Source organism: Candidatus Pseudothioglobus singularis PS1, from assembly GCF_001281385.1.
Lineage (GTDB): Bacteria > Pseudomonadota > Gammaproteobacteria > PS1 > Pseudothioglobaceae > Pseudothioglobus > Pseudothioglobus singularis.
In genome coordinates this window covers 707,303-730,609 of the sequence record NZ_CP006911.1, presented here as the reverse complement: position 1 = coordinate 730,609, position 23,307 = coordinate 707,303, and the positions used below count along the sequence as shown (strand labels likewise).

Annotated in this window: 20 protein-coding genes; 13 read left to right on the top strand and 7 right to left on the bottom strand. The window is 36.3% G+C overall.

What is annotated here, in order from left to right; genetic code table 11:
• Positions 1 to 4 precede the first annotated feature (4 nt).
• A complete protein-coding gene (gene guaB, locus W908_RS03740; RefSeq protein WP_020025346.1) occupies positions 5 to 1,465 on the top strand; it encodes an IMP dehydrogenase in 1,461 nt (486 codons plus the stop codon).
• A gap of 9 nt (positions 1,466 to 1,474) precedes the next feature.
• On the opposite strand, the gene W908_RS03735 is transcribed toward guaB, so the two are convergent.
• Genes W908_RS03735 through W908_RS03725 form a run of 3 tightly spaced genes read right to left on the bottom strand, consistent with a single transcriptional unit; the run spans position 1,475 to position 3,272 of the window.
• The gene (locus W908_RS03735; protein WP_020027667.1) at positions 1,475 to 1,786 is read right to left on the bottom strand and encodes a DUF6172 family protein; all 312 of its coding nucleotides are present in this window, start codon (positions 1,784 to 1,786) and stop codon (positions 1,475 to 1,477) included.
• 49 nt (positions 1,787 to 1,835) lie between these two features.
• Positions 1,836 to 2,471, bottom strand: a complete 636-nt coding sequence (locus tag W908_RS03730; RefSeq protein WP_053819984.1) for a class I SAM-dependent DNA methyltransferase — start codon at positions 2,469 to 2,471, stop codon at positions 1,836 to 1,838.
• A 3-nt stretch (positions 2,472 to 2,474) separates the two neighbouring features.
• Entirely contained in the window at positions 2,475 to 3,272 is a 798-nt protein-coding gene (locus W908_RS03725) for a HalD/BesD family halogenase (RefSeq protein ID WP_053819983.1), read from the bottom strand.
• A 106-nt stretch (positions 3,273 to 3,378) separates the two neighbouring features.
• Between W908_RS03725 and W908_RS03720 the strand changes: the two genes are divergently transcribed.
• The 3 genes from W908_RS03720 to W908_RS03710 all read left to right on the top strand — a co-directional run bounded on the left by W908_RS03720 (position 3,379) and on the right by W908_RS03710 (position 7,043).
• Positions 3,379 to 4,497: a cupin domain-containing protein gene (locus W908_RS03720; RefSeq protein WP_020027670.1), complete on the top strand. Its 1,119-nt coding sequence runs from the start codon at positions 3,379 to 3,381 to the stop codon at positions 4,495 to 4,497.
• A gap of 200 nt (positions 4,498 to 4,697) precedes the next feature.
• Positions 4,698 to 6,788: a polyribonucleotide nucleotidyltransferase gene (gene pnp / locus W908_RS03715; RefSeq protein ID WP_020027671.1), complete on the top strand. Its 2,091-nt coding sequence runs from the start codon at positions 4,698 to 4,700 to the stop codon at positions 6,786 to 6,788.
• Positions 6,789 to 6,833: 45 nt separating this feature from the next.
• Positions 6,834 to 7,043 (top strand): SlyX family protein, encoded by a 210-nt coding sequence (locus W908_RS03710; protein ID WP_020027672.1) that lies wholly within the window; start codon positions 6,834 to 6,836, stop codon positions 7,041 to 7,043.
• Here the strand turns inward: W908_RS03710 and W908_RS03705 are convergent.
• From W908_RS03705 to aceE, 3 genes are read right to left on the bottom strand one after another with little or no spacing between them, the layout of a single operon-like run.
• Entirely contained in the window at positions 7,040 to 8,218 is a 1,179-nt protein-coding gene (locus W908_RS03705) for an MFS transporter (protein WP_020027673.1), read from the bottom strand. The two genes, W908_RS03710 and W908_RS03705, sit on opposite strands and share 4 nt — an antisense overlap.
• A gap of 5 nt (positions 8,219 to 8,223) precedes the next feature.
• Entirely contained in the window at positions 8,224 to 8,568 is a 345-nt protein-coding gene (locus tag W908_RS03700; RefSeq protein WP_020027674.1) for a HopJ type III effector protein, read from the bottom strand.
• 6 nt (positions 8,569 to 8,574) lie between these two features.
• On the bottom strand, positions 8,575 to 11,226 hold the full coding sequence (aceE, locus tag W908_RS03695; protein WP_053819982.1) for a pyruvate dehydrogenase (acetyl-transferring), homodimeric type: 2,652 nt from the start codon (positions 11,224 to 11,226) through the stop codon (positions 8,575 to 8,577).
• A 133-nt stretch (positions 11,227 to 11,359) separates the two neighbouring features.
• Here aceE and W908_RS03690 point away from each other — a divergent pair, with 133 nt between their 5' ends.
• The gene (locus W908_RS03690; RefSeq protein ID WP_053819981.1) at positions 11,360 to 12,733 is read left to right on the top strand and encodes a phosphomannomutase/phosphoglucomutase; all 1,374 of its coding nucleotides are present in this window, start codon (positions 11,360 to 11,362) and stop codon (positions 12,731 to 12,733) included.
• An 89-nt stretch (positions 12,734 to 12,822) separates the two neighbouring features.
• Entirely contained in the window at positions 12,823 to 13,938 is a 1,116-nt protein-coding gene (locus W908_RS03685; protein WP_053819980.1) for a dimethylsulfoniopropionate demethylase, read from the top strand.
• Between the two features lie 2 nt (positions 13,939 to 13,940).
• On the opposite strand, the gene W908_RS03680 is transcribed toward W908_RS03685, so the two are convergent.
• Entirely contained in the window at positions 13,941 to 14,954 is a 1,014-nt protein-coding gene (locus W908_RS03680) for an NADP-dependent oxidoreductase (protein ID WP_053819979.1), read from the bottom strand.
• A 111-nt stretch (positions 14,955 to 15,065) separates the two neighbouring features.
• Between W908_RS03680 and W908_RS03675 the strand changes: the two genes are divergently transcribed.
• From W908_RS03675 to W908_RS03645, 7 genes are all read left to right on the top strand, one after another.
• Positions 15,066 to 15,374 carry a winged helix-turn-helix transcriptional regulator gene (locus tag W908_RS03675; protein WP_053819978.1) on the top strand — a complete coding sequence of 103 codons (309 nt, stop codon included), beginning with the start codon at positions 15,066 to 15,068 and terminating at the stop codon, positions 15,372 to 15,374.
• A 162-nt stretch (positions 15,375 to 15,536) separates the two neighbouring features.
• A complete protein-coding gene (locus tag W908_RS03670; RefSeq protein ID WP_053819977.1) occupies positions 15,537 to 16,685 on the top strand; it encodes an ABC transporter substrate-binding protein in 1,149 nt (382 codons plus the stop codon).
• 60 nt (positions 16,686 to 16,745) lie between these two features.
• Positions 16,746 to 17,777: an ABC transporter ATP-binding protein gene (locus tag W908_RS03665; protein WP_053819976.1), complete on the top strand. Its 1,032-nt coding sequence runs from the start codon at positions 16,746 to 16,748 to the stop codon at positions 17,775 to 17,777.
• On the top strand, positions 17,770 to 18,687 hold the full coding sequence (locus tag W908_RS03660) for an ABC transporter permease (protein ID WP_053819975.1): 918 nt from the start codon (positions 17,770 to 17,772) through the stop codon (positions 18,685 to 18,687). Before W908_RS03665 ends, W908_RS03660 begins: the two co-directional genes overlap by 8 nt.
• Complete coding sequence (locus W908_RS03655; RefSeq protein WP_053819974.1) at positions 18,677 to 19,507, top strand: ABC transporter permease; 831 nt, start codon at positions 18,677 to 18,679, stop codon at positions 19,505 to 19,507. Before W908_RS03660 ends, W908_RS03655 begins: the two co-directional genes overlap by 11 nt.
• Before the next feature lie 20 nt (positions 19,508 to 19,527).
• Entirely contained in the window at positions 19,528 to 20,958 is a 1,431-nt protein-coding gene (locus tag W908_RS03650) for a gamma-aminobutyraldehyde dehydrogenase (RefSeq protein ID WP_053819973.1), read from the top strand.
• 35 nt (positions 20,959 to 20,993) lie between these two features.
• Entirely contained in the window at positions 20,994 to 23,279 is a 2,286-nt protein-coding gene (locus tag W908_RS03645) for a molybdopterin-dependent oxidoreductase (protein WP_053819972.1), read from the top strand.
• Positions 23,280 to 23,307: the final 28 nt, after the last annotated feature.

Here is a 23,307-nt window from a genome sequence, read left to right as displayed (position 1 = left end):
TAAAATGAAAGAATTAAAAAAAGCACTTACCTTTGATGATATTTTGTTGGTTCCTGCCCATTCTGAAGTGCTCCCGAAACAAGTCAGCTTAACATCTAAACTTACAAATAAAATTACCCTACAAACCCCAATTATTTCTGCTGCAATGGATACAGTGACAGAGGGTAAGCTTGCAATTGCAATTGCGCAAGAGGGAGGAATGGGTGTCATTCATAAAAACATGTCTATTAAATCTCAAGCCAAAGAAGTGAGAAAGGTTAAAAGATTTGAATCAGGAATTATAAGGGACCCTATCAGTGTTGATCCCTCTGCTACCATCAAGGATGTTTTTGACCTTCAAGCGCAACATGGCATTTCAGCTATGCCCGTTGTATCAAATAACATATTAGTTGGACTTATAACCAGTCGTGATGTTTTATTCGAAACTCGTCTTGATGAGACTGTACAAAATGTCATGACACCCCAGGAGTCTCTAATTACAGTCTCCGAAGGCACATCAATGGAAACTGTTCGAAAATTGCTTCAAAAACACCGCATTGAAAGGGTTTTAGTGACTGATAAAAAATTTAAGTTAGGTGGAATGATCACAGTAAGCGATATTAAAAAGACAAGTGATTTTCCTAAAGCTGCAAAGGATGATCAAGAAAGGCTTATTGTTGCTGCTGCTGTTGGAGTCGGGAAAGAGTCTAGTGAGAGAATTAGTGCTCTAGTCGATGCAGGTGTTGACGTTGTCGTAATTGATACCGCTCATGGCCACTCTCAAGGTGTCATTGATCGTGTAAAGAAGACCAAAAAAGACTTTCCAAACTTAGAAATTATTGCTGGCAATATTGCAACTGCAGAAGCAGCGATCGATTTAGCTAAAGCAGGTGCTGACTGCGTTAAAGTTGGAATTGGGCCCGGAAGTATATGCACAACTCGTATTGTAGCAGGTGTTGGCGTCCCTCAAATTAGTGCTATCTCTGATATTGCTGAAGCCTTAAAAGACACAAAAGTTACTGTGATAGCTGATGGTGGTATTCGTTATTCTGGAGATGCTGCTAAAGCTTTTGCAGCAGGAGCACATTGCGTTATGCTAGGATCAATGCTTGCTGGAACTGAAGAGTCTCCTGGTGAAGTTGAATTATTTCAAGGAAGATCCTATAAAGCCTATCGTGGAATGGGCTCTATTGGAGCAATGGGTCAAGCTCATGGCTCCTCAGATCGCTACTTTCAAGCAGAGCTTGCTGCTGAAAAACTGGTACCCGAAGGGATTGAAGGAAGAGTTCCTTATAAAGGCTCTATTAGGCCAATTATTCACCAGATGGTTGGCGGTATTAGATCATCCATGGGCTATACAGGTTGCAAGGATCTTGTCGCCATGAGAACTAAAGTCAAATTTGTACAGGTGACTTCTGCTGGAATGACTGAGTCTCATGTACATGATGTTTCAATTACAAAAGAAGCGCCAAACTACCACCAGTAGAAAATTCTTTTAGTCTTTCACTGGCGCCTCAGAAGTTTTGTAGGTTTTTTTGTGTCCAGGTTTGGCAAGAATCTCTAAATAAAATGATTCTAAATGTTCAGCCTCTGCCTCAGTAATACATTTACTAATCTCTGAAGTTAAAATAATTTCAGCTTTAGCTTCTGTGGGACCATACTTGCAATCAAAATCCCAATAATCAACCCCTTCAGGTAATGACTTTCTCTTCTCTCTTTTAATATATTTTTTCACGTCACGCCTGACCGCCTCAATAAGCCTAGCAGGTTTTATTTTAGGGTGAACTAATTGAAATGTCTTCTTCATGTTGATTAAGTTTAAAAAAAATTCATTTTAATGAATTAATTAGCATCATTTAGATTACTTCAGCAATACAGTAGAGACCTTTAACATTTTTTTTCATCATATAGTCCTTCTTACTCAGCTCTAATACCTTCCATACCCCAGCTAATTCTTGCGACTTAATTGCTTCATCAAAACCATAGGATTCATAAACATCCTCATTCACTGTAAAACATATTATTCCACCAGGTTTGACAATTCTTATAAGCTCCTCGAGCCGACTTGGACCAACATGGCCATGAGTAAAAACTCCAACACATATTGCCGCTTCATATTGATCACTCTCGATAGGAAGAGTCTCATTAAGGTTTCCAAGAAATAAAGATTCATAGCCTCTATCAATTGCAATATCAATCATTTCCTGTGAAAGATCTACACCATCAAAGTTTTTATATCCAAGTTTTTTAAGTTGAAGGCCAACCAAACCCGTACCACAACCAACATCAATTATGTATTTGGATTTATCTTTAACATATCTTTGAAAGATTTGAACAGAGTTCGGCTGAGAGACTGTTCCTAATTCGTCATCATTGTCTTTGTCATATAACGCAGCCCATTTTTGATAAATATCTAATAACTTTTTTTTATTTTTACTTTCTGAGAGATCAAGAGAGTCGTAGAGTTTTAATCCTTGAGTATTTTTTTTCATAAATCAATAAAGCTTTCCAAAAAAAGTCATTCTTGCTGACTCTGAAAGACTGACATCAGGTCTTGAGTTGTAAGCTAAAACTGACAATATTCGCGTTCTATCTCCAATTGTAGGGGTAACTCGGTGAATCGCATCCTTTCCTCTAAATAAAACAAGAGTACCGTTTTCCATTGTTAATTTTTCAGGAATACAATTACCGTTTAGTAAATTTAAGACACCATCATAATTGTTGTCTTTAATATTTGAATTTCTAAATTGCCTGATATATTCAAATTGACCTCCAGCTTTTGGCTTTTGTATTAAAAGAGTAATCGCAAATGAAGAATTGTCAAAATGCCAACCAAGCTCTTGCCCTTCTTTGGCGAAGTGAATATTGATTGAAGATAAATTATCATCGTACTTATATAAGACTGTTTCATCAAGTACATCACATAGAAAATCCTTGAACTTTAGCGAGTTATATAGAGCTCTTAGAGATGATTTTTTAGGAACTTGATCATCTGTTATACAGCCCTTTGAGCTGGTTACTGTTTTATTTCGAGGATGGTTTTTACTTAGATTTTTGTCAAATGGATTAAGGTAGACATTGTGCTCATTAACACAATAATAAGCTAAGTTCTCTTGTTTTTTCGCTTCAGAAAGGATACTTTTAATAGAACCCTCATACAGAAAATTATCTAGAACAAGCACGCCGCTTTTATCTAACTCAACTTTACATTTTTCCCTGTAATGATCATCATTAATGGGGTGCTTTTGCAAGTCAATAATTGTGGCCAAATTAATTTCTTCTTGAACCGCCATGCCAGTAAAAAATTGAAATAAAAATTATCTTTAAAAGATTAGAATAATATTCTAAATAAGACTATATGTTAATAGATAATTAAATAAAAAAAATATTAGAAATAAAATGATTCATTTTGGCGGCATTTCAAAAGAAGAATTCTTGAATGAGTACTGGCAAAAAAAACCAATACTTATCAAGAATGCAATTCCTAACTTCATTTCACCTTTATCTCCTAATGAGCTTGCTGGATTGTCGTGTGAAGAGGAATTTGAGTCTAGGATTATTAAGGGCTCCATTTTAAAAAATATATGGACTCTAGAGAATGGCCCATTCAATGATAACTCTTTTAAAAATACTCCCAATAATGAATGGACATTATTGGTTCAAGGCGTAGACAAGCATGTGCAAGAAATCTATGAGCTGATAGATGAATTCAACTTTATTCCGAGATGGCGATTTGATGACGTAATGATTTCGTTTGCCTCTTTAGGAGGAAGTGTCGGCCCTCATTATGATCATTATGACGTTTTTTTACTTCAAGGACATGGAAAAAGAAAATGGCAAATAAGTTCGATAGACTGTAATCCCAACAATTATGTTCCAAATAGTCCGCTTCGAATCATGGAAAACTTTGAAATAGAAAAGACTTGGGTGGCAGAGCCTGGAGATATAGTTTATATACCGCCTGGAATAGCTCACCACGGAGAAAGTATCGACAGTGAATGCATAACTCTCTCAATTGGTTATAGATCTTACTCAGCTAACGAAATGTTAGAATCCCTTGAGCTAACGATAGACAAATACAACAATTCCTATTATGAAGATCCATTATGGTTAAATTCTAACAGCTCGGCTGAAATACCCTATTCAGCTATTGAAAAATCACACAAATTATTACAAAATAGTGATTTACCTGATACGTTTTTTGGGTGTTTTGTGACAAAACTAGACCCCTTAGATGAAGAAAAATTAAACGAGATAGTTGCATTTGAAGACCCAGTAGTGATTAAAGAGTCTGTAACTTACAACCTCCATCCTTTAAGTCGAATTGCATATCAATTTATTGATAAGGAGTTAGTTGTATTTATCAATGGAAATACATTAAGAATAAACGATATTCTTGATGATTCGATCATTGATTTTTGTAACACTAGAAAGATTAAAGTTAACGATAAAAATAAGCCTCTTGCCATTCAATTTTCTTCGTTATCACTTTTAGAAGAAACACACCCTAAAATTTAAGCAAAATATGCTAATTAATAGCCATATTAAGCATTCTAACAACTAATAAATTAGTTTATCTGAGGAAAAAAATTAGGGGATAATTCAACTGTTTTATGGATTTAGGTAAGTTTTATCTCAAGCATACCTGCAAGGTATGTTTTATATAAAGCTTATTGCGTTAAACCATAAAACATTTTTTATTTTATTGGAGTAACACAATGGACATGAATATAGTTCAAAAAAGTTTTACGTTTGGCAATAGTCAAATTACTTTCGAAACTGGCAGGGTTGCAAGACAGGCGCATGGCGCTGTCTTAGCAAGCATGGATGACACACAAGTACTAGTCAGTGTTGTTGGTGCAAAAGAAGCAAAGCCAGGTCAATCATTCTTCCCTTTATCGGTAGACTACATTGAAAAAACATATGCTGCTGGAAAAATTCCAGGAGGTTTCCTTAAAAGAGAAGGTAGACCTAGTGAAAAAGAAACACTAACTTCTAGACTAATTGATCGCCCTATTCGTCCACTATTTCCAAATGGCTACATGAATGAAGTACAGGTAATGATCCAAGTAATCTCTGCTAACAAAAATGTTGATCCAGATGTTCTAGCTATGCTTGGAACTTCAGCTGCACTGGCAATTTCTGGTGTTCCTTTTAAAGGCCCAATTGGTGCTGCGCGTGTTGGCTTTAAAGATGGAAGCTATATGGTTAATCCAACCTATTCAGAATTAGAGACGTCTGAGTTAGATATGGTTGTGGCAGGAACTAAGGATGCAGTATTAATGGTTGAGTCAGAAGCAAGTGAACTCTCAGAAGAAGTTATGCTTGGAGGTGTCATGTATGCTCATGAGCAATTTCAAGTAGTAATTGATAACGTTGCTGAATTTGCCAAAGAAGTTGGTATTGCTCCTCGCGAATGGGTTGCTCCAGCAGACAATGAGACCCTATTGACATCAATCAAATCTAAATTTGAAAGTCAAATTGCTGAAGCTTATCAAACTGTTGATAAGATGGAGCGTTATGAAAAAATGGGTGAAGTTAAAGATGCTGCATTAGAAGAGTTTGTGAGTGAAGATGACTCAATAAGCCAAGATGAAGTTAAAAATTATATTAAAAAAATTGAAAAATCAACTGTTAGAGAGAGAATTTTAGCTGGCGAACCAAGAATTGATGGCAGAGATAACTCAACTGTTAGAGAGCTTGCAATCGAAACTGGGGTTCTTGAAAATACGCACGGCTCTGCTCTTTTCACAAGAGGTGAAACTCAGGCTTTAGTTGTTACTACTCTGGGGTCTAAGAGAGACGCGCAGTTAATTGAAAAACTGGAATCGAATGACCGAATTGAAGATCATTTCATGCTTCATTACAACTTCCCTCCTTACTGTGTTGGTGAGACGGGCAGAGTTATGGGCGTTAAGAGACGTGAAGTTGGTCACGGAAGACTTGCGCGCAGAGGCATCTCAGCGTGTCTTCCAAATTTAGAGGAATTTCCATACACTATCAGAGTTGTTTCTGAAATTACAGAGTCAAATGGATCTAGCTCTATGGCAAGTGTCTGTGGTTCGTCACTATCTCTGATGGATGCAGGAGTCCCACTAAAGGCACCAGTTGCAGGTATTGCAATGGGCTTAGTAAAAGATGATGAACGCTTTACAGTTCTTACAGACATCTTAGGTGACGAGGATCACCTGGGTGACATGGACTTTAAGGTTGCAGGAACCACAAAAGGTATTAATGCCCTTCAAATGGATATTAAGATAGATGGTATCACTGAAGACATTATGTCTATTGCCCTTAAGCAAGCCAAAGATGCAAGACTTAATATTCTTGGTCAAATGAATGAAGTTATTTCAGAGCCTAATTCGGCTTCCAAGAATGCCCCTAAAACTAAAGTTATCAAAATACCGACTGATAAGATCAGAGATGTTATTGGAAAAGGTGGTGAGACTATTAGAGGAATTGTTGCTCAATCTGGAGCTAGTGTAGATGTTGACGATGATGGAAATGTTAATGTTTTTGCTAATGACTCTGAAAGCTTTGAAAAAGCAGTTCAAATGGTCAAGGACGTAACTGCTGTTCCTGAAGTCAATAAAGTTTACATGGGCAAGGTTGCCAAAATAGTTGAATTTGGAGCTTTTATTACAATCATGCCTAATCAAGATGGCCTCTTACATGTTTCTGAAATTGCTCATGAGAGAGTTGAGAAAGTTGAAGACTATCTTAAAGAAGGTGAAGAAATTGAAGTTAAGGTTCTTGGGATAGACCGAGGACGAATCAAACTTTCGAGAAAAGTTCTAATAGAGAAGTAAAAATAAAAGCCACCGCAAGGTGGCTTTTTTATGGAGGATAGAATTATGTCAGATGAAAAACTAGTATCACTTGAAGAAAAGATTGCCTATCTGCAGAATATGATTGATGATCTAAATATGGTAGTATTTCGTCAAGGTGAGAAGATTGAGCAACTCAACTCCAAACTTAAAGAAACCAATGAAAAGTTGTTGAATAACTCTGACTCATCCTCTAATGACAGTCAAATCAATGATGATAAGCCGCCCCACTACTAATTACCAGAATTCACTCGCTTCATCATTACTAAAAGGGCCACTCCATTAAGGCCCCAAACAACACTTAATAGATACATATTGAACGTAAGGCTTAAGAATTCTGCCAAATAACCAACCAAAGCAGGCCCAAAAATAAAGCCAGCAAAGCCAAGGGTTATCAAATTAGCAACAGTTAGACTAATCGGTTCATCTGTGATACGAATTGCCAATCGAAATATAATGGCTATAAAATTAGCTGTTCCAAAACCAAATAGCAGCATTCCAAAAACGATAATATAGAAATTAGAAGTCAATATTGAAATAAATAACATCACTCCTGCAGCAATGCTAAGATACCCACCAACAATTCTTTCACTAGCCTTATTAATCATTTTTGAAGCAATTAACCTGGCACTTATCTCGCCAATATTAAATGCAAAAATTACTGCACCTCCCAGGTACAAAGGAACCAATAAATCCTTTGTCAGCCAGAGAGCAGACCAATCCAAAATAATTCCCATTGTTGCGTAATTAAGCATCATTAAAATGCCAAATATCAAAATTGATTTTTTAGGTAATTTAAATCTTGGTGTTTTCTCTAGATTTTCAAATGATTTATTAAGTCCAAATTTGTATATCAAAATTGCCCCAATTACTAATAAGGTGCCTGTTACTGAAAATATCAATATTGGATTATCTATATACCTAATAGTAAAAAATGCACTAAAAGCGCCCATTAGGGAACCAAAACTAAAAGCTGCGTGATAAAGTGGCGTTAGAATCCTGGATGTCTTGCTTTCAATCATTGAGATCTGAGATTGAGATGAGGGACTAAAAAGCCCTACAAAAAAACCAAAAGGCATAAACGAAATTAAAAACCAATAATAGTTTGGAGAAAGTATCAGAAGTAGAGGGCAATAGGCAATCCCCAAAAGACCAATAACAATTGTGTTTTTAGTGCCTATTTTTGGAACAATAAGGCGCCCTGAGATTTGGTTACCGATTAAATTTAAAATCCCAAAAGCAAACAATCCCATTCCAATTTCAGCTTCTGTAATTTGAAGTCTTTCGGCATTCCAAGGAATGTATACAAAATATATTCCAATTTGAAAAAGCACAAGAAAAGCACCAAGAAAAGTTGCATAAACGCCGTTATCATAGGCTTTGCTTTGTTCTGATGAGATTGCCTGATCCATGTTGATTAATTTTTGATCGTTAATGCGTCGTAATCAATTAACAATCCCTTCCAACTGTTTTCAATAAAACTTCTAATATTTAAATGGGATTTTGTATCCTCAGGAGACTCTAATACTGATTTATAGTGCTCTCCGAAGCATTTAAGTGTTTCCTGTTTAGAGAGTGAATGCATACGACCAAAACAAAATACTTTAGCAGAGCCTTGGTTTTCGTTGATTGAATTTAAGATATTGCCATTCTCAAATGCAATATTTGAGAACCAATATTCATTATCTATTAATTCAATAAAATCAGAAAAGCTTATTTCTGATTCTGATCGAATTATTTTAAGGCACTGTGCTGTATTCATTAACTCTTAAGAATGCATTGGATTTGACTTATCTTTATCAATATTGAGCTTCTTGATTGCTGTTTTTATTGTCTTGGGCTCTAGTAAGCCATCATCTACAAGTGCCTTAAGCGTTACAAAAACAATATAATTAGCGTTGACCTCGAAGAAATATCTAAGCTCTTTTCTTGAATCAGATCTTCCAAATCCATCTGTACCCAAGACCTCATAACGCGAGGGGATATATTTTCTGATTTGTTCTGCATAGTTTCGCATGTAATCAGTAGCAGCAATTATTGGACCTTTTGACTTACTGAAGCACTTCGTGATGTAAGGAGCTTGATTAGTTTTACTGGTGTTATAAAGGTTATCTCTGTCTACGCGTTGAGCCTCTCTTGTGACCTCATTAAAACTTGTTACACTCCAAACATGAGACATAACCCCCCAATCTTTTTCAAGAATATCAGCAGCTTTTTCAACTTCTCTAAGAATCGCACCACTACCTAATAGCTGAACCTCAATTTTAGAATTGCCAACAGTTTTTAATGGGTAAATTCCTTTAATAATTCCCTCTTCGACCCCTTTAGGCATCTCTGGATGCGGGTAGTTCTCATTCATCAAAGTAACATAATAGAAAATGTTTTCCATCTTTTCATACATGCGATGCATTCCATCCCTAAGAATGACAGCAAGTTCGTATGCATAGGTTGGATCATATGAAACACAGTTAGGTATTGTATTAGCAACGATCAAAGAATCTCCATCTTGATGTTGAAGACCCTCACCAGCCAATGTTGTTCTGCCCGCTGTTCCACCCATCAAGAAGCCCTTTGATTGCATATCTCCAGCAGCCCAAGCGAGATCACCCACTCTTTGAAAGCCAAACTTAGAGTAATAAATATAGAACGGAATCATTGTTACATTGTGAGATGCATATGCTGTAGCAGCCGCAATCCAATCAGAAATTGCTCCAGCTTCATTAATTCCTTCTTGCAATACTTGACCTTTGATATCTTCCTTGTACCACATCACTTTATCGGAATCTTCAGGCTCATAAAGTTGGCCTGATGATGAGTAGATGCCCATTTGTCTAAATAATCCCTCCATTCCAAATGTTCTTGCCTCATCAGGAACAATAGGAACAACCCTTGGACCAATCTCCTTATCCCTAATGAGAAGAGATAAAAAACGAACAAATGCCATAGTGCTTGACATCTCTTTCCCTTCAGTAGATTTTAGAAGGGGCTCAAATGTAATTAAATCAGGGATATTGAAAGACTCAAGTTCAAAGCTTCTTGTTGGTAAATAACCGCCCAATGCTTCTCTTCTTGATCTTAAGTACGTTAACTCCTCACTATCTTCAGCAGGTTTATAAAAGTTGAGCTCTTCAGCATCTTTCTGAGTGACAGGTATATCAAAACGCTCAGCAACACGGACCAGTGCATCTACACCTAATTTCTTTTGACTATGAGTGGTATTTTTTCCTTCACCAGCTTCGCCCATACCATAGCCTTTAACAGTCTTTGCCAAAATTACAGTAGGCTGGCCAATGTGTTCTTTAGCAGCTTTATAAGCCTGATAAACCTTGTTTGGATCATGGCCTCCTCGAGTAAGTCCAAAAATCTCATCATCTGACATGTGCTCTACAAGTTTAAGTGTCTCTGGATACTTCCCAAAAAAATGTTTACGAACATAAGCTCCATCTTTTGCCTTATAGGCTTGATATTCTCCATCAACAACTTCTTCCATTCTTTGTTTTAGAAGACCAGAAGTATCATTTGCAAGTAGCTTATCCCATCCCCTGCCCCAGATCACTTTAATAACATTCCAGCCAGCGCCTCGGAACATTCCCTCAAGTTCTTGAATAATCTTACCGTTTCCTCTCACTGGACCATCAAGTCTTTGTAGGTTGCAGTTGATAACAAATATAAGGTTATCGAGCTTCTCTCTTCCAGCCAATGAAATTGCGCCAAGTGATTCTGGCTCATCTGTTTCTCCATCACCAATATATGCCCAAACCGTTCTTTTGTCTGTTTGTATAATATCTCTGTGCTGAAGATACTTCATAAAGCGAGCTTGATATATCGCCATAATAGGTCCCAACCCCATTGAGACAGTTGGAAATTCCCAAAAATCTGGCATGAGCCATGGATGCGGGTAAGAAGATAAACCCTCTTTATTAGCCTCTTGCCTAAAATTTAACATCTGTTTCTCAGAAATTCTTCCCTCAAGAAAAGCTCTTGAATATATACCTGGAGCAATATGACCTTGGAAAAAAATTAGGTCCGCACCCTGATCTAAATCATTTCCACGATAAAAGTGATTAAAGCCAACCTCATAAAGAGTTGCGCTTGAGGCAAAAGAGGCAATATGTCCTCCAAGCTCTGATGAGACCTGGTTGGCTTTAACAACCATTATCATGGCATTCCATCGAATGATAGATTTAATTCGATGCTCAACATCATGCTTTACAATCAACTCACTCTCTTTTTCAACTGGGATGGAATTTAGATAGGCTGTATTAACACCCTGAGGTAAGCTCATTCCATCCTCATGTGCCATATCTGTAAGCTTTTGTAGAATATATTTAGCTCTATCTTCACCCCCAAAACGAGCAACGGATCTAAAGGCCTCTAACCATTCAATAGTTTCTTGGGGGTCAATATCTTTTTCAGACATAAATTCTCATTTTTGATAAAAATTAGGATTGCTATTATCCCTTAAAAAAGTTAAAAAAACCAATCAGGTCGTGTTGTATTTTTGAACTTTTTATTCTGTAAAATATTTCTCTTCTTAATAAATAAATTATTACATGAAAATCCCAAGTTCAATCTTTAAAGCCTATGATATTAGAGGAATTGTAGAAACAGAATTAACACCTGAAATTGTTAAATTAATTGGAAGAGCTGTTGGAAGTGAGTCAATTGAGAAAGGTGAAAGAGGAGTTGTCGTTGGAAGAGATGGGAGATTAACGGGCCCCGAACTTTCTGAAGCTCTTATTTCTGGACTCATTGAAAGTGGATGTCACGTTGTTAATATTGGAATGGTCCCCTCTCCAGTCGTCTATTTTGCGACTCACACGAAAGCTGCTACATCGGGTGTAATGATTACTGGATCGCACAATCCAGCAGAATACAACGGATTAAAAATTATGATTGCTGGAGAGACTCTATCAGCTGAAAAGATACAGTCACTTTATACAAGAATTTTAGAAAATGATTTTAAAACTGGATCAGGCACTTCAACCTCTATCAATATCGATCAAGACTATATAAACACAATCAAGTCAGACATTAATCTTGAAAAAGAACTTAATATTGTCATTGATTGTGGGAATGGTGTTGCTGGCAATATAGCACCTCAATTATTTGAAGCCCTCGGAGTAAAACTTTCAAAACTTTTTTGTTTGGTTGATGGAAGATTTCCAAATCATCACCCTGATCCCTCAAAGCCAAAAAATTTAGAAGATTTAATTCAAGAGGTTATTGAGACTAAATCTGATCTTGGCCTTGCCTTTGATGGAGATGGTGATAGGCTAGGACTGATCGACAATAAAGGTAAAATTATCTGGGCTGATCAGCAAATGATGCTCTATGCTAAAGACGTTCTTTCGCGTAACAAAGGTGCAAAAATTATCTTTGATGTTAAATGTACTTCACTTTTGCCTAAAGTAATTTCAGACAATGGTGGAGAGCCTATCATGTCTAGAACTGGCCATAGCTTTATTAAGAAAAAATTAAAAGAGACGAATGCTGCACTTGCAGGAGAAATGTCAGGCCATATTTTCTTTAAGGAACGTTGGTATGGATTTGATGATGCATTGTATACTGCAGCAAGACTCTTGGAAATTGTCTCTAAAAGTAATAAGTCATGCTCTGAATTATTTGATGAGTTCCCAGTTAACTTAAGTACTCCAGAAATTAATATTAACTTTGACAAACATGGTCAACAGTTTGAAGCAATGGATTCTTTATCAAGTCATATAGATTTTCCAGGTGCAAATATTAATACCATCGATGGTGTTAGAGTGGATTATGAGGATTGCTGGGGGCTCGTTAGACCTTCAAATACAACACCTTGTTTAGTTTTACGCTTTGAAGCAAAAGATCATACTGCGCTCATTGATATACAAGAGAAATTTAAAAAATGGCTTGAATCTTGTGATATTTCAGCAGAGAATTTATAGTTGGAAATTCTAAAACAATAGGTATAAAATACACTTTTTTTACCCTTGTAATACAATAGTAAACTTTATCTCGTAGACTTGGAGCACCAATGGAAGGACATGTCAACTTTACACTATCAGATCGCTTGAGAAAATCGCCTTATTATGAGGCTACTTTAAGAGCAGGTGCTAAAACTTTTACCATATACAATCACATGATTATGCCTACCTCATATGAAGGCGCTGAGGCAGATTACTGGAATTTGATGAATAATGTCACTATGTGGGATGTGGCAGCAGAACGTCAAGTAGAAATTACTGGAAGTGATGCCTTCAAATTTGTCGAATATATTACCTCAAGAGACCTTTCAAAGTTACAGATTGGGCAAGGGAAATACGCGCTAATTACTGATGAAGATGGAGGAATCATTAATGATCCTATCATTTTGAGATTAGGCGAGAGTCATTTTTGGCTATCGATTGCAGATAGCGACGTACTCCTTTGGACTCGAGGGCTTGCCTGTGGACTTGGATGGGACGTTAATATTTGTGAGCCAGATGTCTCTCCGCTTGCAATTCAGGGCCCTAACCATTTACCTTTAATGATTGACTTATTTGGTGACTGGGTTATGGATGTTAAGTACTTCTTTTTTAAAGAGTGTGAGCTAGAGGGAATCCCTCTTATTGTTCAAAAGTCGGGTTGGAGCAAACAAGGAGGCTTTGAGCTCTATCTTCGTGATGGCTCAAAAGGTGAAGAGCTATGGGACATTATTGCTAACGCTGGAAAGAAATATGACATTAAGCCTGGAACGCCTAATAATATTGAAAGAGTTGAGTCAGGACTGTTTTCATGGGGAAATGACATGGATATCAACAGTAACCCGTTAGAGCTTCCATTGGGGAATTTCTGTCAACTGGACAAAGAGGCTGAATACTTGAGCAGAGAGGCTCTTCATAAGATACGCTCTGAAGGGCCAACCAAAAAACTTGTTGGGCTCATTGTTGATGGCGATCCATTTGTTGGCGGTTGTGCCAGCCCATGGAAGGTCATGAGTGATAATCAAGTTTGTGGTAAAGTTTCAAGTGCGGCCTATTCACCGCGATTAAAAATTAATATGGCGATGGCAACAATTAACAATAGTCATAATGAGATCGACTCAGAGGTGATGGTTGAAACACCTTGGGGAACAAGGTCAGCAAAAGTGACCTCGATTCCCTTCAATTAGATTTAAATATCTTCTCTTATTTTCACAATAACTTTGCCTTTTGCGCGCCCTTTGGCTAAATACTCAAGGGCCTGTATGCTTTCATCAAAATTAAAAACTTTATCTATCAAAGGCTTGATTGTGCCTGATTCATATAGCTTTGCCAGCTTCTCAAGCTGATCGCCATTAGGAGACATAAATAGAAATCTATACATAGCATTCATCTTTGCTGCAGCTTTAGTAACTTTTCTTGCTTGAAAAGATAAGATCATTCTAATAAACTTGTTTAAGCCAAATTGTTCAGCAGTAATACTATCAATAGTTCCTGCAATAGATACTACTCTGCCGCCACTCTTAAGGACTTTAAATGAGTCAAGAGTGTAATTACTGCCCAGCGTGTCATAGACCACATCAAATACAGCGCCTTCATCAAGATAGTTTTGCGAAGTGTAATCAATAACTTTATCAGCCCCTAAGCTTTTAACAAATGAAATATTTTTAGTACTTGTGGTTGTAGTTACTTTCGCTCCAAGATGTTTTGCAAGCTGAATAGCAAACGTACCAATACCTCCAGACCCAGCGTGAATCAATATACTTTCTCCCTTTGAGAGTTTTGCTATATCTACAAGCGCCTGGTAGGAAGTAAGCCCAACAAGAGGGATGCTTGCAGACTCATCAAAGTTTAGATTTGAGGGCATCAGCGCTGTATCTTCATCATTAGTTACCACATATTCAGCCATAGTTCCGACAAAGCTCTCATTTGGTCTTGAGTAGACCTTGTCTCCAACCTTAAACTTTTTTACGCTCTTGCCAACTTCTTCAACAATACCACTTACATCTCTTCCAATTCCTATAGGGAAGGAGATTTTACCCATGGCTTTAAAATCACCTTTGACAACTTTGTAATCATATGGATTGAAACTTGATGAATATGTTTTGATTAAGATTTGATTTGCTTCAATTATTGGCCTTGTCACTTCTTGCTGCTCTAAACTAGAACTAATATCTCCATACTTTGTAATCATTAATGACTTCATATATTTACACCTCTAAATAGATTATTAATTTGAAAAGGATGTATTTTAGTGGTATATTATAATTTATCAAGTACAAACTTAATTAATACTACTAACTACTTTCATACTGTTATGCAAAAAATTAAAGGAAATGAATCCCCTACAACTGCGGCTATAAAGCTTATTGGAGGGAAGTGGAAACTTTGTATTCTTTGGCAATTGTCTCAAAAAAAAATGCGTTTTGGAGAACTTCAGAGAGCTGTTGGAGATATTACTCAACAAATGCTCTCTAAACAACTCAAAGAAATGGCAAAAGATAATCTTATAAAACGAAAAGTTTATGAAGTTATTCCGCCTAAAGTTGAATACTCCTTGACTGCGTTTGGAAAATTGGGAATTCCAGTCCTCACTGAACTTTGCAATTGGGCTAGTAAGAAGTAGCATTTTAAATTTATTTCTAAAAAAAAATCTTAGGTTTCAAATTGAATCCTAAATGAACTTTGTTATAAAAAAGTTCATTGTCTTATTCTTTTTATTCGTGTATATTGGATTTAGGGGTAGCTAAGTTTTTACAATAGTAATTACAAAATAAAGGGAGAAATTATGAAAATATCTAACTTAATGATGGGTGCCTTAGTAGCACTTGGATCAAGCTCAATTATTGCAGCACCTATAACTGAACTAGGCTCACCTGAAGGGGAACTTAATATTGTTGCATGGGCTGGTTATATTGAAAGAGGCGAGACAATGGAAGCTTTTGACTGGGTTACCTCTTATGAAAAATCTACAGGTTGTAATGTTAAAGTTAAGACTGCAGGAACTTCAGATGAAATGGTTGCTCTAATGAATCAAGGTGGATTTGATATTGTTACAGCTTCTGGAGATGCTAGTCTTAGAATGATTGCAGGTGAAACAGTGCAAGAGATTAATACAGACCTTATTCCAAGCTGGAATACAATAGACAAGAGGCTTCAAGATGCAGTTTGGCATACCGTTGATGGTAAACATTATGGAACGCCGTATGCTTGGGGTTCAAATGTATTAATGTACAACACCGATGCTTTTGGAGATAAAGTTCCAGATAGCTGGAATGTTGTCTGGGAAGAGCAAATGCTTGCAGATGGTAAGAGTAATAAAAATAGAGTTCAGGCATTTGATGGACCAATTCATATTGCAGATGCTGCAATGTACCTTATGTACCATAATCCAGAACTTGGCATTAAAGATCCTTATGAGTTAACTGAAGATCAATATCAAGCCTCACTTAACTTGTTACGACAACAAAGAGAGTTAGTTGGTAGGTATTGGCATGATGCTTTCATGCAAATGGATGACTTTACTAATGAAGGCTTTGTTGCATCAGGTTCTTGGCCATTCCAGGTTAACCTTTTAAAGCCAAATCTTCCAATTGCCAGCGTAATTCCTAAAGAGGGTGCGACAGGTTGGGCAGATACAACAATGGTTCATGCTGAAGCTAAAAACCTTAATTGTGCCTACCTATGGATGGAGCATCAGTTGAGTTCTAATCTTCAGAGTGATCTAGCGGCATGGTTTGGAGCAGTTCCAGTGGTGCCTGCAAAATGTGTTGGTTCTGACCTACTTGGACCTGAAGGATGCAAGATAAATGGTATAGACAATTTTGATAAAATTATGTTTTGGAAAACTCCTGTTGCTTCGTGCAAAACTCAGGAGAGTTGTGTACCATACTACAGATGGGTTACTGATTACATAGCTGTACTCGGCGGAAGATAAAAATCTAACAATTCAATAATAAATAAAGGGGGGGTAATGCTCCCCTTTATTTAATAATCTATGTTAAACGCTCTAAAATTAAGTGATATAAACAAGTCATATGGCCTCATTAAGGCCCTCATTAATATTAATCTAACAATAGAAGATGGAGAATTCTTCTCTTTATTGGGACCATCAGGGTCTGGAAAAACCACATGTCTAAAAGTAATCGCAGGATTTGAATCTCCAGATCAGGGTGAAGTTTCAATATTTGATCAAATTGTCACAAACATACCCCCATTCAAAAGACAGGTGAATACGGTATTTCAAGATTATGCTCTATTCCCTCATATGAATGTGCGTCAAAATGTTGGTTATAGTCTCAAAGTTAAAAAGTTAAAAGGAGAAGCTGTTGAAAAGGCTATCGATGAGATTCTTGAGGTTGTTAACCTTAATGGTTACGGTTTAAGAAAACCAAGTGAACTTTCAGGTGGACAAAGACAAAGAGTAGCCTTAGCAAGAGCTTTGATTAATAAACCCAAAATCTTACTATTAGACGAACCATTAGGAGCATTAGATCTCAAACTTAGAGAAAAAATGCAGATTGAGCTAAAGAACCTTCAACGACAATTTAAGATAACTTTTATTTATGTTACACATGATCAACAAGAAGCTCTTAGTATGAGTGATAGGATTGCAGTTTTTAATGAAGGGAAGATTGAACAAATTGATACTCCTGCAAATATTTATAGTAAACCAATAAATTCATTTGTAGCAGACTTTATTGGAACTACATCAATATTTAAGAAAGAATCAGCTTTAAAGCTCTTTGGTCTCGAGAAAGCTTTTTCCATAAGGCCTGAAAATATACTTATTTTTGAAACAGAAAAGGAGCTTGCTCGACTAAATAAAGATGAATATTTTGTGACGAGTGGAATTGTTGCTGACTGTCAGTTTCAAGGGTCTCATCTTAGGATAACTTATTCTATTGATGCAAAATCTAAAGTAAGCGCTTTTAAGTCACTAGAAGGAAACATTAATCAGAAATATGATGTTAATTCAAAACACATAATTGCCTGGAAAAAATCTGATATTACTTCTTTAAATGAATAAGCTTCTTGACTCTTTCTCTAATTTTGCATTTAGGAACAAAAATTTTATTTTTTTATCCTTTCTTATAGTTCCCTTACTTTGGTTAGGAATTGTCTATCTTGGTTCATTATTAATCTTTCTAGGTCATTCTTTTTTTCATCTAGATGGATTCACTGGTCAAATAGTTTATGAGTTTAGCTTTAAAACTCTTATCGAACTTTTTAGCTCACCTGCCAATATAGATATTCTTATAAGAACAGTTGGATTAGCAACCTGTGTAACCATTGGCTCAGCAATAATTGGGTTTCCTATTGCTTACTATATGGCAAAATTTACATCGCCAAAAGTAAAAATATTCCTTTTTATAGCAATTATGCTTCCACTTTGGTCAAGCTATCTTGTTAGAGTTTATTCTTGGAAGCTTATTCTAGCTAAAGAAGGAATAATAAATTGGTTTTTTGAAAAACTTAATCTTGAATGGCTTCTTGACTCTATTCTCTCTGCACCTTTAATTGGAGGCCCATCATTGTCAATTTCATATATTGGAATGTTTTTGGTCTTTACATACATATGGCTACCATTTATGATTCTACCAATTCAAGCATCTCTAGAAAGAGTTCCAAATTCTTTGATTGATGCCTCTCATGATTTAGGAGCCAACAAAAAACAAACTTTCTATACAGTAATTTTGCCTTTAGCCCTTCCTGGAATTATAGCCGGTTCAATTTTTACCTTTTCCCTGACTCTGGGAGATTACATCATTCCATATATCATTGGAACTTCAAAATTTTTTATTGGTCAAGCCGTATACACCCATCAAGGAACTGCTGGAAATATACCTTTAGCAGCAGCTTTTTCATTAGTTCCAATAATAGTTATGGTGATTTACATATATTTTGCAAAAAAATTGGGAGCATTCAATGCTCTTTAGAAAAGATTCTATTAATAAACTTAATCAAGCAGGCTTAGGATTAAGATTTGGTGCAATTGCAGGGCTGCTGTTTCTACATATACCGTTATTACTAATAATTCTATACGCGTTTACTACAGAGGATAAATCCTATCAATTTCCCCCTCCTGGATATACTCTCAAGTGGTTTGAAATAGTTTTAAATAGGCAGGACATTTGGAGTGCAGTAGCTTTATCAATGCGAATAGCAATTATATCCACCTTTTTTGCAATAATTCTCGGTACCTTAGCAGCTGGAGCACTTTACAAGAAATCTTTCTTTGGTAAAAATTCAATAACTATTTTAATTATTTTGCCTATAGCGCTCCCTGGAATAATAACAGGAATCTCGCTTCGAAGTACATTTGGGGTAATGGGAATCCCATTCAGCACCTGGACTATTATCATTGGTCATGCTACTTTTTGTATGGTTGTTGTATATAACAATGTAGTTGCAAGACTAAGAAGAACCTCGCCAAATCTGATTCAAGCATCAATGGATCTTGGAGCAAACAACCTTCAAACTTTTTTTTATGTTATTCTACCAAATATGGGTACAGCGATACTTGCTGGTGGAATGTTGGCTTTTGCACTCTCTTTTGATGAGGTTATAGTAACAACTTTTACTGCTGGACAACAAACAACATTACCGATATGGATGTTTTCAGAATTGATAAGGCCAAGACAAAGGCCAATAACTAATGTAGTAGCAGTTTTTATGATGTTTATAACTTTTATACCTATAGTTTTTGCAAGCTACGTTGCGAGCAAAACATCCGAATCTGAAGGATCAACAAAATAAATAATTTATTAGGAGAAATTATGAAAATACATCAATTAATTAACAATGAAATCGTTTTAGGCGATGGCCCAAGTGAAAAAATAATTAATCCATTTAATTCTGAGATTATAGTCGAAGTACCCCAATCATCTAATGAACAAGTTGAACTTGCCGTTCAATCAGCAAAGACAGCTTTTACCTCATGGTCTCGAACAACTCCTGGGGACAGGTCAGCTATGCTGCTTAAAGTTGCGGATTTGATTGAACAGAAAGCTGAAGAAATAGCAAGAATAGAATCCTTGAACTGTGGAAAACCATATCACCTTGTTCTCAATGATGAAATCCCAGGTGTTGCAGATGTTTTTAGATTTAATGCAGCAGCTTGCAGAACAATGCAGGGTTCAGCTGCTGGAGAATATCTTGAAGGATTTACAAGTATGATTCGTAGAGATCCTATTGGTGTTATTGGTTCAATTGCTCCATGGAACTATCCTTTAATGATGGCTGCTTGGAAATTAGCTCCAGCATTAGCAACAGGAAATACAATTGTCCTAAAGCCCTCAGAGCAAACACCTCTAACTACTTTATTTATAGTAGATATACTAGCTGAAATTTTTCCAAAAGGTGTTGTAAATGTTATTTATGGTATTGGGGAAACAGTTGGCTCAGCTCTAATAAATAATCCTGATGTTCAGATGATTTCACTAACTGGTGATGTTAGTACTGGTAAAAAAGTTTTAGAGGCAGCAAGCCACAGCATTAAAAAAACTCATCTCGAATTAGGAGGAAAGGCTCCAGTAATAGTATTTGATGATGCTGATATTGATTTATTAATAGAAGGAGTAAGAGACTTTGGATATTACAATGCTGGTCAGGACTGTACGGCTGCTTGCAGGATGTTTGTTGATAAAAAAATATACGAAAAAGTTGTTTCTGAATTAACCTCAGCCGTCAAAACGATTGGTTTTGGTAACGATGATGACAGCAAGAATGATATCCCACCTTTAATTACTGCAGAACATCGTGAAAGAGTTTCTAATTTTATTGAGAAAGCAAAATCCTCTAACAATATTGAAATTACCACTGGTGGTCACTCTAAAGAAGGACCAGGAAATTTTTACTCACCAACTGTCGTAGCAGGAGCAAACTATAATGATGAGATTGTACAAAAAGAAGTTTTTGGCCCTGTAGTTTCAGTCACCCCATTTTCTAATGTTGAAGAAGCTATTGGCTGGGCAAATGACTCCCAATATGGCCTAGCCTCATCAGTTTGGACTAAAAATATTACTAAAGGTATGGCTGCTGCTTCTAGACTGCAATATGGTTGTACATGGGTCAATACCCATTTCATGTTAGCCTCAGAAATGCCTCATGGTGGTGTTAAATCTTCAGGCTATGGTAATGATTTATCCATCTACTCACTTGAAGACTATACAAGTATTAGGCATGTAATGGTTAACATTGGAGCTTAAGTATTAAATATTCGGATATGCAATAGGTTAAATTAATGTCTAGCTTTGTCAGTACTCACTGGGGAACTTATAGATTTTCAGAAGATGCTAATAAAAAAATAAAGTTAGCGAATTGGAATCTAGACTCCTCCCCCACTAAATTCGGCTTGGGCTTAGCTGATGCTGCTAATGACAGTCTAAGAATTACTCAACCGTTTGTAAGAAAAGGATGGTTGGAAAATAAAGGCAAAAGTGATGGTAAAAGAGGTAAAGATGACTTTATCCCTATAAGCTGGGATAAAGCATTTGAACTTGCATCTGAGGAACTTTTAAAAACAAAAAATACGTATAGCAATTCAGCTATTTTTGCTGGCTCTTATGGATGGGCAAGTGCTGGCAGATTTCATCACGCTAAAAGTCAAGTTAATCGCTTCTTTAATTTATTTGGAGGCTTTAGTTCTTCTTTTCAAAGCTACTCTTATGCCGCAGCCCAAACTCTTCTACCCCATATAATTGGTGCGGATCTTTATTCAACATTAGAGGATCACACTACTTGGAATGCTTTATCTTCAGACTGTGAGTTAGTATTAATGTTTGGTGGAATGCCCTTAAAAAATTCTAAAGTTTCAGCTGGTGGAGTTGGAAAACACACCACTGAGTTAGGTATAAAAAAGTGCTTTGATAATGGGGTTGAATTTGTAAATATTAGCCCTCTGATAGCTGACTCTCCTGATTTTTTAAATGCTAAGCAAGTTCAAATTAGACCCAATACAGATACCGCTTTAATGTTATCTCTTGCTTTCATTTTGATCAAAAATGACTCTTACAATAAGGACTTTATTAGGGATTACACTGTAGGGTTTGATAGTTTTGCAGATTACGTATTAGGTAAAAAAGATAGCCAAGAATGCAGTCCTGAGTGGGCTTCAAGTATTACTAGTATTCCAGTTAAAACAATCTATGAATTAGCCGACCTAATAATTACAAAAAAAACAATGATTTCTATATCTTGGAGCCTTCAAAGAGCTTCAAGAGGAGAACAGCCATTGTGGATGGGAATTACTCTTGCAGCTATGTTAGGGCAAATAGGAACTGCAAGTGGTGGCTTTGGGTTTGGATATTCAAGCGTAAATAGTACAGGCGATTCATTTCAAAGGATGCCATGGAAAAGCTTACCTCAAGGAACAAACAAGGTAAAAGATTTTATTCCAGTTGCAAGAATAACTGACATGCTAGAAAGCCCAGGAGAAGAGTTTGATTATGATGGTCAGAAATTAAAATATCCTGACATAAAATTAATTTATTGGGCAGGTGGAAATCCTTTTCATCATCATCAGGATCTTAATAGACTTGTCAAGGCTTGGCAAAAGCCTAATACAATTATTGTTAATGAAATTTGGTGGAACCCGCAAGCTCGCCATGCTGATATTATTTTTCCAGCTAATACCGCCCTAGAGCGCAATGATTTAATGCTCAATCCAAGGGATCCAACAATTGTTGCCAATAAGTGCGCCATGCAAAGCTTTAAAGATTCAAAAACTGATTTTGAAATATTCTCTGGACTAGCGAAAAAACTTGGCTTTTTAGATTCATTTACTGAAAATAAAAGTGAAATGGACTGGATACAATATATATGGGAAAAAAGTTCAGAGGCTATTAAAGAAAAAAATTTAACTTTACCGAGTTTTGAAGAATTTTGGGAAAAAGGTTTCTATGAGCTACCTGCTCCAAAAATTGAAAATATTATGCTGTCTGATTTTAGAAAAGATCCAAATAAATTTCCATTAAAGACGCCATCAGGAAAGATCGAAATATCATCTAAGACTATTGAAAGTTTTCAGTTAAAAGATTGTTTATCTCATCCCCACTGGTTTGAACCCTATGAATGGCTAGGTAACATTAAAAACTACTCATTACACCTCATTTCAAGTCAACCAAAGCATAGGCTTCATAGTCAGCTTGATAATGGCTTGGATAGCCAAAATAGCAAAATAAATGGAAGGGAGCCTGTTTTGATTAACTCTAATGATGCATTAAACAGAGATATTGAAAATGGTGATATTGTTCTGTTATATAATGCTCGTGGCAAAGTTTTGGCTGGAGCAAAGATTTCTGACAATGTGATGCCTGGAGTTGTAGTTTTATCAACTGGTGCATGGTTTGATCCAGATTATGATTTAAACATTGAGAGACATGGAAATCCCAATGTACTGACTAAGGACATAGGAACTTCATCTTTAGGTCAAGGTCCTACATGTCACACAACTTTGGTTGAATTAAAAAAAGCAAACAAAGAAGAAATTATGGACGTCAACATATTTAAAAGTCCAGAAAAATTTTAAATAACTTAATTCAAATATTAATTAAATA